This is a genomic window from Streptomyces sp. NBC_01214, from assembly GCF_026340975.1.
GTDB lineage: Bacteria > Actinomycetota > Actinomycetes > Streptomycetales > Streptomycetaceae > Streptomyces.
Genome location: NZ_JAPEOS010000003.1, coordinates 909,295 through 923,566, shown reverse-complemented (window position 1 = coordinate 923,566; position 14,272 = coordinate 909,295). Strand labels below are relative to the sequence as shown.

The following is a 14,272-nucleotide window of genomic DNA, read 5'->3' as shown; positions in this document are numbered from 1 at the left end:
CCCTAGGCTGCGACTCTCTTGCGCCACGTGGTGACGCGGCCGCTACGTGGTGACGCGGCCGAGCCAGAGCAGGTCGCGGGCCCGGGTCATCGCCACGAAGAGCTGGCTGCGGAGCAGTTCCTCACGCTCGCGGGCCGTCTCCGACGTCTCCGTACCGCCCGCCGTACCGCCCGCCGTGCCGGCCGGGGTCCCGTGCGCGAACACCGCGTCGTACTGGGGCAGGAGGACGTTCTTGAACTCCAGGCCCTTGGCCCTGCGGTAGGTGCCCAGCTTCACCGCGTCGACCGCGCGGCCGTCGTAGTGCTCCAACAGGCAGACCGGGATGCCGGACTGGGTGAGCAGCCGCTGGTAGTGGCCGACGGCGCGCATGGAGGGGCACAGCAGGGCGGTGTCCGCCGGCGCTCCGTCGGGCAGGGAACGCAGGGCGTCCAGGAGTGCCCCGTCGTGGGCTTCCAGCGTGGGCCTGGCAACGCGTACGACGTCCCCGTCGTGGTAGGTGAGGTCGACGTCGCGGCGGCCCGAGGTGCGCTCGCCGTCGAGGTCCTCGAAGGCGTCGTCGGCCACGACGGTGAGGGCCGCGTCCAGGATCTGCTTGCTGTTGCGGTAGTTGGTGCGCAGCACCTGGCCCCGGTCGCCGCGGATGTCGATCCCCGCGTCGCTGAGCCGGAAGCCCCCCGGGTACACGGTCTGCTGGCCGTCGCCGACGAGCAGCAGACCGTTCGGCACGTCGCCGACGAGCGCGTGCAGCAGGCGCACGCCGACGAGCGTGAGGTCCTGGACCTCGTCCACGATCACGGCCGCGTACGGGGGCTGCTCGCGCCGGCGGGCCGCTTCGGCCAGCGCCAGGGAGAGGACGTCGTTGAAGTCGTGGACGCCGCGCTCACAGCGCAGCGCTTCGTACGCCTCGTACAGCTCCCACATCGACTGCCGGTGCGCACGGTGCAGGCGCGCCTTCCGCCGCCGCCGGGGGACGCTCACGTACTCCTCGAAGCGGGTGAGGCCCCGCCCCTTGATGACGTAGTCGATCTCTTCGCGCCAGTAGGCGGGGGCCGGGTCGAGCTCGGCCAAGGGGCTCCGGCGGCCGACGTTCTTCCAGGCGAGGCTGAAGGCGGTCTCGGCCTTGTCCCTGTGCAGCCGTACCGGTGTGCCCCGCTCCTGGAGGAACTCCTGCGCCCAGGAGTGGAGGCTGCTGAAGTCCACCCGATCGGCGACGGCCGGGGCCATGGCCCGCAGGAAGGTGCTCTGCACCCGGGGCAGGTTGTTGGCGAAGGTGACGTACAGGATCCGGCCGGTGGTCCGCCGGGCCAGGTGGGCCGCACGGTGCAGGGCGACGACCGTCTTGCCGGTGCCCGCCGGTCCGCTGATGCGGGCCGGGCCCGCCCAGTTGCGGCGCACCAGCGCCACCTGATCGGGGTGGAGGAAGGTCATCCACTGCTCGATCGGCCCCTCCAGCGCCCCCTTCAAGGCCGCGTCACGCAGCCCTTCCAGGTCGAACAGCCCGTCCGGGGAGCCCGGTCGGTGGTGCTCGGGCGCCGGCGGCGGCTGTAGGTCGACCGCTAACCCCGCGTAGCCGGGGAACACCCGCTCCAGATGATCGGCGATCGCACGGACCGACTCCGCGCGCAGCCGGTGGCGCTCGGAGAGCAGCACCGGGCCGATCTCGTGTTCGCCCAGGAGCCGTATCCGGCCGCGGCTCGCGTCGAAACGCCGCCCGGCCAACACCATGAGCGGCTGGACCGCCACCGGTGACATGCCGAGGGACGCCACCGCGCTCTCGGCGGCCTTCGTGGCGGTGAGCAGCCCGGCTGCCCGTCCGTCGCCCGGCTCGCCGCCGGCGGTGACCTGGAGGACGAAGACACCACCGGGCCCCACCAGCAGCACGTCCGCGTCAGCGGTCCGCGCCCCGGACCACTGTCGGTCGACGAGCAGCCGCCACCCGCGCGCGGTCAGCACCAACAGCTGGGCGAGGACGCGCTGTTCGCCCTCGCCGACCGCTCCCCACCGCAGGGCCTGCCGGCGGGCGGCCTCCCACTGTTCCCGGAGCAACCGCTCCTGCCGCCGCGCGTCCTGCGGCCGCTGCGCTGCCGCCCCGCCTGCCCCCATACCAGCCCCCCTCGTACGCGGAGTGACGATCATAGGGCGGAACGCAACCGCGCCGGCAGGGCGCCTACCGGGCCGGCCGGGCCCGGTCCTGCTCGTCCTGCTAGTCCTGCTAGTCCTGCTAGTCCTGCCAGTAGAAGAGCAGGGTGTGGACGTCCAACGGGTCGCGGCTGCCGAAGTAGTACACCCCGAGGTCGGTGACCTGGATGGAGCCGACGGCGTGGTCGATCCAGCGGAAGCCGGCGGACTCGAGGGCACGGCGCACGTCCGGATCGTCGTCGTGATCGGTGGCGAACCGGCCGAGGGTGCTGATGAACACCTTGCTGTCGCTCGGGCCGTAGCCGATCACGTGGTACGTACCGTCCCCCTGTCCGTTGTCCTCTCCGCAGGAGACCGGCGGCTTCGGGGCGAGGCCCGCGGCGCTGAGGGCGGCCATGGCCCGCTGTAGCTGCTCGGCCGGGTCGGAAGCCGGCGGCGGCTGCGTGCACACGGCCTCGATCCGCCACCGCGGATCGGTCCGCTCCTCGGCCCACTGCCCGTACTCGTGGACGATCGCCGCGCGCAGTTCCTCGTCCACGGCCACCTCGACCCGGGGCCGCCCCAGCTCCTCGTACCGCCGCCGGGTCTCGGCGGTGTCATCGGTCAGCCGGTGCAGCGCGTACAGGGCCCACAGCTTCGCCTCTTCGGTCGGCGCCCCGGCGAGGTAGCCGCGCAGCCGTTCGGGGTCGGTCTGGAACTCCTGGGCGCGGTACGCGACCGCCCGGTCGGGGTCGGCGAGCGCATCGGTGACGTCCTCGCCGGCGTGGTGGCGCAGGCGGACGCCGGCGGAGCGGTCCTCGGGCCGGGCCCCGTCGAGTTCGGCCAGCACCGTCTCGAACCAGTACCGGGCGGCCAGCGCGTCGAGGCCCTCCTCGCCGGTTTCCCGCCGGTGACGCCACGGGTTGAAGGCGAGCGTCGCCAGGGCGCCCGCCGCCGTCAGGTCGCCGAGCGCGCCGCGGGCCCCCAGGACCGCCTCGGCCATGCCGTACGCGCCGTCCTGCTGCCGGTCCTCGTGCCGCAGCCAGGGCAGCAGCTCGGGGCGGTCCGCGAGCAGGCCCAGCAGCGCGATGCGCACTTCGCTCACGTCACCGGTGTCCTGGATGCAGGCGATCAACCGGGGCACGCGCCGCTCCGGCACCCGTCCGGCCAGGGCCTGCGCGCAGGCCCGGCGGCGCCACCACGGCTGGCCGGCGTCGGCCGCGCACTTCGCGAGGGCGTCCGCGTCGAACGCGCGCAGGCCCTCGGTGTCGGTCCGCCCCGCTTCCGGGCTCAGCTTCTTGATCGTCTTCGCCATCCCGGGATGCTACTGGGCGCCGCCCGGCGGGGCCCTCCCGTTTTCCGGGTCCGGGCGGACGGGATCCGGTGTCGGTGGGTGTCGATAGGCTTCGTGGATGGCACTCCCCGACGCTTCCCCCGACACCACCGAGACCTCCGACGCCCTGCAGGTACTGCACCGCGTGTTCGGCTACGGCTCCTTCCGCGGTGAGCAGCAGGAGATCATCGAGCAGGTCGTCGGCGGTGGTGACGCCCTCGTGCTGATGCCGACCGGCGGCGGCAAGTCGCTCTGCTACCAGATCCCGGCGCTCGTCAGAGAGGGCACGGGCATCGTCATCTCGCCGCTCATCGCGCTGATGCAGGACCAGGTGAACGCGCTGACGGCCCTCGGGGTGCGGGCCGGTTTCCTCAACTCGACGCAGGACCCGTACGAGCGGCAGGCCGTCGAGCAGGCGTTCCTCGCCGGCGAGCTGGACCTGCTCTACCTGGCCCCCGAGCGGCTGCGCACCGAGAGCACCCAGCGGCTGCTCGACCGGGGGACGGTCTCGCTCTTCGCGATCGACGAGGCGCACTGCGTCGCCCAGTGGGGTCACGACTTCCGGCCCGACTACCTCGCGCTGTCGATGCTGCACGAGCGCTGGCCCAAGGTGCCGCGGATCGCACTGACCGCGACGGCCACCGAGGCCACCCACGCCGAGATCGTGGCGCGGCTCGGCCTGGAGGAGGCCCGGCACTTCGTCGCCAGCTTCGACCGGCCGAACATCCAGTACCGGATCGCCCCGAAGAACAACCCGCTCAAGCAGGTGCTGGAGCTGATCCGCAGCGAGCACGCCGGCGACGCGGGAGTCGTCTACTGCCTCTCGCGGGCGTCCGTGGAGAAGACCGCGGCCTTCCTGGTGGAGCAGGGCATCGACGCCGTGGCGTACCACGCCGGCATGGACGCCCGGGCGCGCGCGGCCAACCAGGCGCGGTTCCTGCGGGAGGAAGGGGTCGTGGTGGTGGCCACGATCGCCTTCGGCATGGGCATCGACAAACCGGACGTGCGCTTCGTGGCGCACCTCGACCTCCCGAAGTCGGTCGAGGGCTACTACCAGGAGACGGGCAGGGCCGGCCGCGACGGCGAGCCGGCCACGGCGTGGCTGGCGTACGGCCTGCAGGACGTGGTGCAGCAGCGCAAGCTCATCGAGGGTTCCGAGGGCGACGAGACGCACCGCCGGTCCCTGAGCATGCACCTGGACGCCATGCTGGCGCTGTGCGAGACGGTCGACTGCCGCCGGGTGCAGCTGCTGGCGTACTTCGGTCAGTCGGGGGCGCCCTGCGGCAACTGCGACACGTGTCTGACGCCGGGCGAGTCCTGGGACGCGACGGTCGCCTCGCAGAAGCTGCTGTCGACCGTATGGCGACTGGCGAACGAACGGCGGCAGAAGTTCGGCGCCGGTCAGATCATCGACATCCTCCAGGGCAAGAAGACGGCCAAGGTCATCCAGTTCGACCACGACGCGCTCTCGGTGTTCGGCGTCGGGGCGGACCTGGGCACCGCGGAGTGGCGGGGCGTCGTACGCCAGCTGCTGGCGCAGCGGCTGCTGGCGGTGGAGGGCGAGTACGGGACGCTGGTGCTGACGGAGGACAGCGGCGAGGTGCTGGGCGGACGCCGCAGCGTCTCGATGCGCAAGGAGAAGGCGCCCGCCGGACCCGCCCGCAAGGAATCCGGATCGCGCTCGGGCAAGGGCGCCCGCGTACCGGTCGACCTGCCGGCCGCGGCCGAACCGGTCTTCCTGGCCCTGCGCGCCTGGCGGGCCGAGACGGCGAAGGAGCAGGGCGTGCCGGCGTACGTCGTCTTCCACGACGCGACGCTGCGGGAGATCGCGACGCGGCTGCCCACCACGACGGAGGAACTGGGCACCATCGGCGGCGTCGGTGAGGCCAAGCTCGCCAAGTACGCCGAGGGCGTCCTCGACACCCTGGCGGAGTGCGCCGCCACGGTCCCGGCCCCCGCCCCCACACCGCCGGCCGAGTCCGCCGCTCCGGCTCACCCGGCGACACCGCCCGCGACACCGCCCGCCGCACCCCCCGCCGCACGGCCCGCGGCGTCGGCACCGGACTTCGACGAGCCGCCCTTCGACCTGGACGAGATGGCTCCGCCGCCCTGGGACGACTGGCAGTAAGCGTTCCGGTCACACGGGGAGTCGGGTCGGGGGACAGCGGCACCCCGCGCCCATGGGCATCCGGCCCATGGGCATCCGGCCCTGGGCGTCCGGCGACCGGGTGTGAGGGGCTCGTCACCCCGCGCTCCCCCGGGAAACCTGCACAGGGCGTTCGCGATCTCGACAGCGCACCTCCCCCGCACGGCGATTTGTCCGCATATGCCCTGTCCGTTTGACGACGCTTCCTCCTGTTCGGTTCCTTGTAAGCAACCTCCCACCCTTATCTGTTACTCGATCTTGTGAAGAAGTCGCCATCATTCCGTGAATCATGCTGCACGTCCGTCGACAGGGGCGGCCGTCCGCACGTGACGGGAAGTCAACGGGATTCGGTGGGGGGCGCGTTCGCGTGCTTTCATCTTGCCCATCGCAGCAGTCAGGAACGGCGGCCGAGTTTCGTGCCGCCCGCCGCGCGGCGATGAATTCCTCCCCCCAATGAAAGGTGCGCGCCATGCGTAACGACCTTGAGACCCGTGAGATCGACGACACCGAGCTGGACGCCGTGTCCGGCGGCATCATCAGTGTGTCTGGCGGCCTGGCCGGCGCCGTGACCAGCGATGTCAACAACGTCGTGGGCGTCGTGGGCTCCCTCAACACCGTCCAGGCCGCAACCGGCATCGTTTCCCACGTCCCCGGTCTCGTCACCGGCATCACCGGCGTTTCGGTGAACTCCGGTCGCGCCGGTCTCTGATCGGAAATAACCCGTGAACCCCGGATCATCCCCCACGGCTCCGGGGTTCACGGCCGTCCGCTCATCCGCCCGACGATACGAATGCAGCCGAAGGAACAGTCCGTGCAGTTTCGCCAAAAGGCTCTTTCCAAGCTGCAATCGCCCGAGGAATTGGACCTACCCGTTCGCCTGGCCCGGCCGCAGGGGCGGCTCGTCCTGGCCGTCACGGTCGCCGTCATGGCGGCCGCGGCCTACTGGGCCTTCACCGGCACCGTGTCCTCCAAGCTGAGCGCATCCGGCATCCTCACCCGGGCGGAGGGCAGTTACGTGCTGCAGACGCCGGTCGCGGGGCAGGTGACCGGGGTCCTTGCCGAGGAAGGCCAGTTGCTGGCTGCCGGCGCGCCCCTGCTCAACGTCCGTACGGAGCAGGGGGAACGACCCGTGCGCGTGGTGACCGGCGGCCGGTTGACGACCCTGGTGGCCAAGGTGGGTTCGGTCGTCGCCACGGGTGCGGACGTGGCCACCGTAGAACGGGCGGAGGGGCCGCAGGACCCGCTGGTGGCCGTGCTGTACGTGCCGGGCGGCAACGGCTTGGCGATCGCCGTGGGCGCCCCGGTCGACCTGAGCGTGCAATCCGTCCCGCAGCAGCGGTTCGGCATGCTGCGCGGGCGCGTCACCTCGGTCGGCCGCGCACCCCTGACGCGGGCGCAGATCGGCGGCTTCCTCGGCGACAGCGGGCTCGCCGAACAGTTCTCCCGCCACGGCAGCCCGGTGGCCGTGGTCGTACGCCTCGAACCCTCCTCCTCCACCCCCTCCGGCTACCGGTGGTCCTCCGCGGACGGGCCCCCGTACGCCGTCGATTCGAGGACGCCGGTCACCGGAGCCGTCCACCTCGCCGCGCAGCGCCCGGTCGACTGGCTGCTGCCGTGACCGCGCCGCACCTCCCTCCCGCCGGGCGCCGGCGCCACCGGCCCGCGCCGAAGGGCGGCTCCCGCCGCAGGCCCGCACCCGTACCCGCGTCCGTACCCAGGGGCAGGACGCCCCGCCCCGTCCGCACCCCCACCGTGCTACAGATGGAGGCGGTGGAGTGCGGCGCCGCCGCCCTGGCCATGGTGCTCGGCCACCACGGCCGCTTCGTACCGTTGGAAGAGCTGCGCATCGCGTGCGGTGTCTCCCGGGACGGCTCCCGCGCCAGCAGCCTCCTCAAGGCAGCCCGTGGGTACGGGCTGACGGCCAAGGGCATGCAGATGGACCTGGCCGCGCTCGCCGAAGTGAGCGCCCCGGCCGTCCTCTTCTGGGAGTTCAACCACTACGTCGTCTACGAGGGCACGGCCCGGCGGCTCGGCCGCACGGGCGTGTACGTCAACGACCCCGCCAAGGGCCGCCGGTTCGTCCCCATGGACGAGTTCGACACCAGCTTCACCGGAGTCGTCCTCACCTTCGAGCCCGGCGACGGGTTCCGCCGCGGTGGCCGCGGACCGGGCGTCCTCGGGACCGTGCCTGCCCGTCTGCGGGGCACCTCGGGCACCATGGCCGCCGCCGTGGTCGCCAGCCTCCTCCTGGTCGTCGTCGGCGCGTCGGTACCGGCCCTGAGCCGTACCTACATCGACATGTTCCTCATCGGCGAGCAGACCTCCCTGCTCGGTGTGCTGTTCGCCTCGATGGCCGTCGCCCTCGTCCTCACCGCGACCCTCACCGCACTGCTGCAGGCCAACCTGCTGCGCGGGCGCATCATCGCCTCGACCCTGAGCAGTGCCCGCTTCTTCCGGCACCTGCTCAGGCTTCCGGTCGCCTTCTACTCCCAGCGCAACCCGGCCGACCTGGTCCAGCGCCTGCAGTCCAACGACGCCGTCGCCGAGACCCTCGCCCGGGACCTGTCCGCCGCGGGGGTGGACGCCGTGGTGGTCGTGCTCTACGCGGTGCTGCTGTGGACCTACGATCCGCAGCTCACCCTCGTCGGCGTGGCCGTGGCGCTGCTCAACGTAGTCGCCCTGCGGATCGCGATCCGGCTGAGGGCCACCGGTACCCAGAAGCTGCGCGCCGAGAGCGCCCGGCTGACCAACACCGCGTACAGCGGTCTCCAGCTCATCGAGACGATGAAGGCGACGGGCGGCGAGAACGGGTTCTTCCGCCGCTGGGCCGGACAGCACGCGGTCACCCTCGACGTGCAGCAGCGGCTCGGCGTGCCCAGCGCCTGGCTGGCGATCGTCGCGCCGACGCTCGCGGCGTTCAACAGCGCGCTGATCCTGACGATCGGCGGCCTGCGGGCAGTGGAGGGCCACCTCACCGTGGGCCTGCTCGTCGCATTCCAGGCCCTGGTGACCAGCTTCACCGCCCCGATCTCCCGGCTGGGCGGCGTCGCCGGCCGGATCCAGGACTTCGCGGCCGACGTCGCCCGGCTCGGCGACGTGGAGAACTTCCCGGTCGACCGGGTCTACTCACGGCGCGAGCCCGCAGCCTCCACCCGACGCCTCAAGGGCCACGTGGAGCTGGACCACATCACCTTCGGCTACAACCCTCTGGACGCCCCGCTGCTCGAGGACTTCTCACTGACGGTCGGACCCGGGCAGCAGGTCGCGCTCGTCGGGGGCTCCGGCAGCGGCAAGTCCACCGTCTCCCGGCTGATCTCCGGCCTCCACGCCCCCTGGGCCGGGGCCGTCCGCATCGACGGGATGCGGCTGGAGGACATCCCGCGCGGCGCGCTGGCCGCTTCCGTCTCCTTCGTCGACCAGGACGTCTTCCTCTTCGAAGGCACCGTCCGCGACAACGTCACGCTGTGGGACCCCTCCATCGCGGACGAAGCCGTGATCGCCGCACTGGAGGACGCCGCCGTGCACGAGGTGGTGGCCCGCCGCCCCGGTGGCATCCACAGCCGCGTCGAACAGGACGGCCGCAACTTCTCCGGCGGCCAGCGCCAGCGCCTGGAGATCGCACGAGCGCTCGTGCGCCGCCCCAGCGTCATGGTGCTCGACGAAGTGACCAGTGCCCTGGACGCGGTGACCGAGCAGGTCATCATCGACAACCTGCGCCGCCGCGGCTGTGCCTGCGTGGTCATCGCCCACCGGCTGAGCACGGTGCGCGACAGCGACGAGATCGTCGTGCTCGACCGGGGCACGGTCGTGGAACGCGGGCGGCACGAAGGACTGGTCGCCGCGCAGGGCCCGTACGCCGCACTGGTCGAGGAGCACTGAGGTGACGTACCCGGAGCACGCGACCACCACCGCCTCCTCGGCCCTCGGCCCGTCGGACGGCCCGTCGGGTTGGGCGGCGGACCCGGTCGTCGCGGCGCTGGGCGCGCTGGGTACGCCCGTCGACCGCGCGGGCGTGGGCAGCCTGTCCCTGGAAGGGCCGCTCGTCCTGTGGCTGGTCGTGGAGGGCGAGCTGGACCTGTTCGCCGTGGACGCCGCGCAGTCCGGGCACTGGCACTTCCTGGGTCGGCTGGGGTCGGGCACACTGCTGCTCGGTCCGGCCGAGGGCCCTGATCACACCCTGGTCGGCCGGCCCCTACAGGGGTGCCGGCTGCGCCGCATCGAACTGCGGGAGCTGTACCCCTCGGAGTACGCGCCGTACCCGGAGCACCCGGAGCACCCGCAGTACGCGCAGTACCCGCAGTACCCGCAGTACGCCGACGAAGGGCAGTACGGCGTCGCTGCCGCAGGCCGGCCGAGCCCGCTGGAGGACGCCTTCGCGCGCGGCATCGGCCGTGGTCTGCGCGTGCTCTACGAAGCACCGCTGGCCGGCACCGCCACCACCGGGCACGGCGGCGCCGACGACGACATCCTGTGGATGCGGATCGCCCCCGGCAGCGTGCGGTACGGCGCCGTGTACGAGGCGGAAGCGGTCGGCACCCTCCTCGTCGACGCGACGATGTGGCAGGGCATGGTCGACCAGCAGTACCGGCTGCTGTACGCCCTGGACGGCTGGATCGAACAGCTGGAGCGCGCCCACGAAGACCGCACGGCCGCCGGGATCGAGGCGGGCCGGGCAGCCCGTACCCAGGCGGACCGGACGCTGCTGGCGTCCATCGTCCGCACCGGCGGCCGCGATCAGCACCGCAGCGCGGACGTCGACGCGACCTACGCGGCGTGCCGCCTCGTCGCGGGCGCGGCCGGCATCACCCTGTCCCCACCGGGCGGGGCGGGCACCCCGTCCGCGCAGCTGGATCCCGTCGAACACATCGCGCTCGCCTCGCGGATCCGCACCCGCACGGTCGCTCTCGGCGGGCACTGGTGGCGGCAGAACAGCGGGCCGTTGGTGGGCCGGCGCGAGAAGGACGGCACGCCGGTCGCCCTGCTGTGGCGGCGCGGCGGCTACGAGGCGGTCGACCCCGCCACCGGCAGGCGCGAGCGGGTCGGGCGGGCCGACCGGGCCGCCTTCGAGCCGCGCGCGGTCATGCTGTACCGCCCCTTGCCCGAAAGGCGGGTGGGCCTGCCCGCCCTGCTCCGCTTCAGCGTGCGCGGCACCTTCCCCGAGCTGCGCAGCCTGCTGCTGGGCGGGCTGGTCGCAGTGGTGCTGGGGGCGCTGGTGCCGGTCGCCACCGGCCAGGTCCTCGGCCGCTACGTCCCGCAGGGCGAGACCGGCCTCATCGTGCAGACCGGGCTGGCGCTGGTCGCGACCGCCGTGGTCGCGGCCGTCTTCATGCTCCTGCAGAACACGTCCCTCCTGCGCATGGAGGGCCGCATCGAGGCCACCTTGCAACCGGCCGTGTGGGACCGGCTGCTGCGACTGCCGGCGACGTTCTTCGCCAGCCGCTCCACCGGCGAACTGGCCGGCGCGGCGATGGGCATCAGCGCGATGCGCCGCGTGCTGTCCGGCATCGGACCGGTCTGCGTGCAGGCGGGCGCGGTCGGCGCGGTGAGCTTCGTGCTGCTGTTCGTCCACAGCGTGCCGCTGGCGATGGCGGCGCTGGCCATGCTGGTCGTCATCGCGGGGATCTTCCTGGGCCTGGGGCTGTGGCAGCTGCGGTACGAGCGCCGGCTGAACACGCTCGGACACCGGCTGGGCAACCAGGCCTTCCAGACCCTGCGGGGCCTGCCCAAGCTCCGTGTCGCCGCAGCCGAGAGCTTCGCGTACGCAGCCTGGGCAAGGGAGTTCGCCCGTACCCGCGACCTACAGCAGCGCATCGGCCGGACCCAGAACGTCAGCACCGTCCTCGGCGCCGTCTACCTGCCGCTGTGCACGCTGGTGATGTTCGTGCTGCTGGCCGGTCCGGCACGCGGCGCCATGTCCGCCAGTGAGTTCCTCACCTTCAGCACCGCGTTGACGATGCTGCTGTCGTCGGTCACGCAGGTGACCGGGGCGCTCGTCTCGGCGGCCGCGGTCCTGCCGATGTTCGAACAGATCCGGCCGCTCCTGCGGGAGGTCCCCGAGGTGGACCGCTCCAGTACCCTCCCGGGACGGCTGACCGGTGCCATCGAGGCCAAGAACCTGTCCTACCGCTACGCCGACGACGGCCCGCTCGTCCTCGACGACGTCAGCCTCACGATCGGACCGGGCGAGTTCGTCGCGGTCGTCGGGGCCAGTGGCTGCGGCAAGTCGACGCTGTTGCGGCTGCTCATCGGCTTCGACAAGCCCCTCTCGGGCAGCGTGCTCTACGACGGTCAGGACCTGGCGGCGCTCGACCGGGCGGCCGTACGCCGCCAGTGCGGCGTCGTGCTGCAGAACGCCCAGCCGCTCTCCGGCTCGATCCTGGACTGCATCCGCGGCACCGGGACGTTCTCGCCGGAGGAGGCGTGGGAGGCCGCCGCGATGGCGGGCCTGGCGGCCGACATCGAGGCCATGCCGATGGGCATGCACACCATCCTGTCCGACGGCGGCGGGACCGTCTCGGGCGGTCAGCGCCAACGGCTGATGATCGCCCAGGCCCTCATCCGCAAGCCGCGCGTCCTCTTCCTCGACGAGGCCACCAGCGCACTGGACAACGCGGCCCAGCGCGTGGTCACCGAGTCCACCCGCGCCCTGCGGACGACGCGCCTCGTGATCGCCCACCGGCTCTCCACGGTCATGGACGCCGACCGCGTGATCGTCATGTCGGACGGCCGGATCGTCCAGCAGGGCCCGCCCGCCGAACTGCTCGCCGACACGACCGGCCTCTTCCACGGCCTGGTCCGCCGGCAACTGCGTTGACGCTACTGGAGCTCGGACAGGTCGACCGAGTCGGCCGGAGCCGGGGGCTCGGGCGTGACGGGCTCGTCGAAGTCGGAGAAGGAGGCGTCCACCTTGCGGCCGGACTCGTCGGTGCCCCGCACCTGCAGGAGGTACGGCTCGTCCTCGGTGGAGACCTGGTACGTGCCCGTCCGGCCGCCCTGCCGGCTGGTGACCGTGATGGCCGGTCGGCCGTCGACGGTGGTCCGGGCGCCCTTGGCCAGCTGTTCGCTCGGCGGCTTCGAGGAGAACTCCTTCTTGAAGAAGTCCAGGTCGCAGACCTGGGCGAAATCGCTCAGCAGGGGGCTGTCCGTGGTGCCGTGCAGGTAGCGGCCGTTGATGAGCGCGATCGCGTCGTCGGCCGCGGGGCCCGGTACCTGGGCCTTGAGCAGGGCGTCGTCGAGCTTCATCCAGACGTCGTCGCCGCGTTTGACGATGTCGGCCGTGCCCGCGCCGCCGGGGGGCGTGACGGTGCCGACGCAGTCGCCCTGCTCGTCGAAGCGCAGGTCGAGCGTGGTGGTGCCCGAGGTGTCGGTCACCTTGCCCACCATGCGCATGGAAGTGAGCTCGGCCATGGCCTTGCGCGAGGCCTGTGCGATGGCCTGGGCGCTGTCGTCGGCGATGCCGTTGTCATCGGCCCGGGCCACACCCCCGCCCGTGAACATCAGCAAGCAGGCGGCTCCGGCGGTCGCGCAGCGGGCCGCCGCTGCCCGGGGTGCGGACATCGGGCATCACCTCCCTCGAGCTGCTGGCGGACGGCGGCATGCATCACCGCTCTTCCGGCGCAGCCGGGTCACCTGATCAGCGTAGGTCCGTACCGCGGCGGGCGCAGTCCGGAGGCCGTCGACGCGGGCGGCGGGGAGGACGCGGGTGACGGCCGGTCCGGGTTCGGCCGGATCCGGACGGGACGGGCCCGGCGTCGGGCAGCATGGTGCCCGATCACGTCCCCACTGCACCGCCGATGGAGGGTTGGATGACCCGTTCCACGTCCTTACCGCCGCTGAGGGCACGCCTCGCCGTGACCGTGACGGCCATCGCCACGGCTCTGACGATGGCCGGGGCCGCCGCCCCCGTCGGGGCGAGCGCACCACCACCCGGGGCGAAGGCTCCGCGCGCGTTCGTGGCACTGAGCTCGGTCGACCCGACGATCTTGCAGGACATGCGGTACGTGCGCCCGCACAACTTCGTCGGCGAGCCGGTCGACGGCTACCGGCAACCCCTTTGCATCCTGACCCGCCCGGCCGCCGAGGCCCTGCACCGGGCCCAGGTGCGCCTGCTGCGCCAGGGCTACTCGCTCAAGGTGTACGACTGCTACCGGCCGCAGCGGGCCGTCGACCACTTCGTGCGGTGGGCCGAGGACCTGGGCGACGAGCGGCGGAAGGCGGAGTTCTATCCGCGCGTCGACAAGTCCCGGCTGTTCGAGGACGGCTACATCGCGAAGAAGTCGGGACACAGCCGGGGCAGCACCATGGACGTGACGCTGGTGCGGCTGCCGGCACTGCCGGCGCCCCGCCCGCGGCCGGGGCAGGAAGAGGTGCCCTGCTACGCGCCCCGGGCGGAGCGGTACCCGGACAACTCGGTGGACATGGGCACGGGTTTCGACTGCTTCGACACGCTGTCGCACACCGACGACCCGCGCGTCCAGGGCGCGCAGCGTGCGAACCGGGACCTGCTGAGGTCGACGCTGACGGCGGAGGGATTCGTCAACCTGCCCGAGGAGTGGTGGCACTTCACGTACAAGCCGGAGCTGTTCCCCGACACCTACTTCGACTTCCCCGTCGCGTACCGGTCGGTCGCCGGACACCGCTCCTGAGGACGCCGTGCGCCGCGGGCCGGCGGGACG

9 protein-coding genes are annotated in these 14,272 nt (G+C 72.4%); 6 read left to right on the top strand and 3 right to left on the bottom strand.

Going from position 1 to position 14,272, the window contains the following annotated elements; translation table 11 throughout:
* Positions 1–42: 42 nt before the first annotated feature.
* Together OG594_RS40495 and OG594_RS40490 are read right to left on the bottom strand one after the other, a co-directional pair.
* A complete protein-coding gene (locus OG594_RS40495; protein ID WP_266607372.1) occupies positions 43–2,103 on the bottom strand; it encodes a nuclease-related domain-containing DEAD/DEAH box helicase in 2,061 nt (686 codons plus the stop codon).
* Positions 2,104–2,221: 118 nt separating this feature from the next.
* Positions 2,222–3,433, bottom strand: coding sequence for a hypothetical protein (locus tag OG594_RS40490; protein WP_266607371.1), 1,212 nt, complete (start codon positions 3,431–3,433; stop codon positions 2,222–2,224).
* Positions 3,434–3,530: 97 nt separating this feature from the next.
* Between OG594_RS40490 and recQ the strand changes: the two genes are divergently transcribed.
* The 5 genes from recQ to OG594_RS40465 all read left to right on the top strand — a co-directional run bounded on the left by recQ (position 3,531) and on the right by OG594_RS40465 (position 12,411).
* The gene (gene recQ, locus OG594_RS40485) at positions 3,531–5,579 is read left to right on the top strand and encodes a DNA helicase RecQ (protein ID WP_266607370.1); all 2,049 of its coding nucleotides are present in this window, start codon (positions 3,531–3,533) and stop codon (positions 5,577–5,579) included.
* A 487-nt stretch (positions 5,580–6,066) separates the two neighbouring features.
* Positions 6,067–6,306, top strand: a complete 240-nt coding sequence (locus tag OG594_RS40480) for a hypothetical protein (RefSeq protein ID WP_266607369.1) — start codon at positions 6,067–6,069, stop codon at positions 6,304–6,306.
* A gap of 102 nt (positions 6,307–6,408) precedes the next feature.
* Entirely contained in the window at positions 6,409–7,215 is an 807-nt protein-coding gene (locus OG594_RS40475; RefSeq protein WP_266607368.1) for an HlyD family efflux transporter periplasmic adaptor subunit, read from the top strand.
* The gene (locus OG594_RS40470) at positions 7,212–9,476 is read left to right on the top strand and encodes an NHLP family bacteriocin export ABC transporter peptidase/permease/ATPase subunit (protein WP_266607367.1); all 2,265 of its coding nucleotides are present in this window, start codon (positions 7,212–7,214) and stop codon (positions 9,474–9,476) included. The genes OG594_RS40475 and OG594_RS40470 overlap by 4 nt, the downstream gene beginning before the upstream one ends.
* Before the next feature lie 97 nt (positions 9,477–9,573).
* Positions 9,574–12,411 carry an NHLP bacteriocin export ABC transporter permease/ATPase subunit gene (locus OG594_RS40465; RefSeq protein WP_266608819.1) on the top strand — a complete coding sequence of 946 codons (2,838 nt, stop codon included), beginning with the start codon at positions 9,574–9,576 and terminating at the stop codon, positions 12,409–12,411.
* 2 nt (positions 12,412–12,413) lie between these two features.
* Here OG594_RS40465 and OG594_RS40460 read toward each other — a convergent pair whose 3' ends face one another.
* A complete protein-coding gene (locus OG594_RS40460) occupies positions 12,414–13,154 on the bottom strand; it encodes a hypothetical protein (RefSeq protein ID WP_266607366.1) in 741 nt (246 codons plus the stop codon).
* A 326-nt stretch (positions 13,155–13,480) separates the two neighbouring features.
* Between OG594_RS40460 and OG594_RS40455 the strand changes: the two genes are divergently transcribed.
* On the top strand, positions 13,481–14,242 hold the full coding sequence (locus tag OG594_RS40455; protein ID WP_266608817.1) for a M15 family metallopeptidase: 762 nt from the start codon (positions 13,481–13,483) through the stop codon (positions 14,240–14,242).
* Positions 14,243–14,272: the final 30 nt, after the last annotated feature.

Bases quoted from the DNA above. Each gene is read 5' to 3' on its own strand.
- OG594_RS40495 (WP_266607372.1), bottom strand. From the start codon at position 2,103: ATGGGGGCAGGCGGGGCGGCAGCGCAGCGGCCGCAGGACGCGCGGCGG.
- OG594_RS40490 (WP_266607371.1), bottom strand. From the start codon at position 3,433: ATGGCGAAGACGATCAAGAAGCTGAGCCCGGAAGCGGGGCGGACCGAC.
- recQ (WP_266607370.1), top strand. From the start codon at position 3,531: ATGGCACTCCCCGACGCTTCCCCCGACACCACCGAGACCTCCGACGCC.
- OG594_RS40480 (WP_266607369.1), top strand. From the start codon at position 6,067: ATGCGTAACGACCTTGAGACCCGTGAGATCGACGACACCGAGCTGGAC.
- OG594_RS40460 (WP_266607366.1), bottom strand. From the start codon at position 13,154: ATGTCCGCACCCCGGGCAGCGGCGGCCCGCTGCGCGACCGCCGGAGCC.
- OG594_RS40455 (WP_266608817.1), top strand. From the start codon at position 13,481: ATGGCCGGGGCCGCCGCCCCCGTCGGGGCGAGCGCACCACCACCCGGG.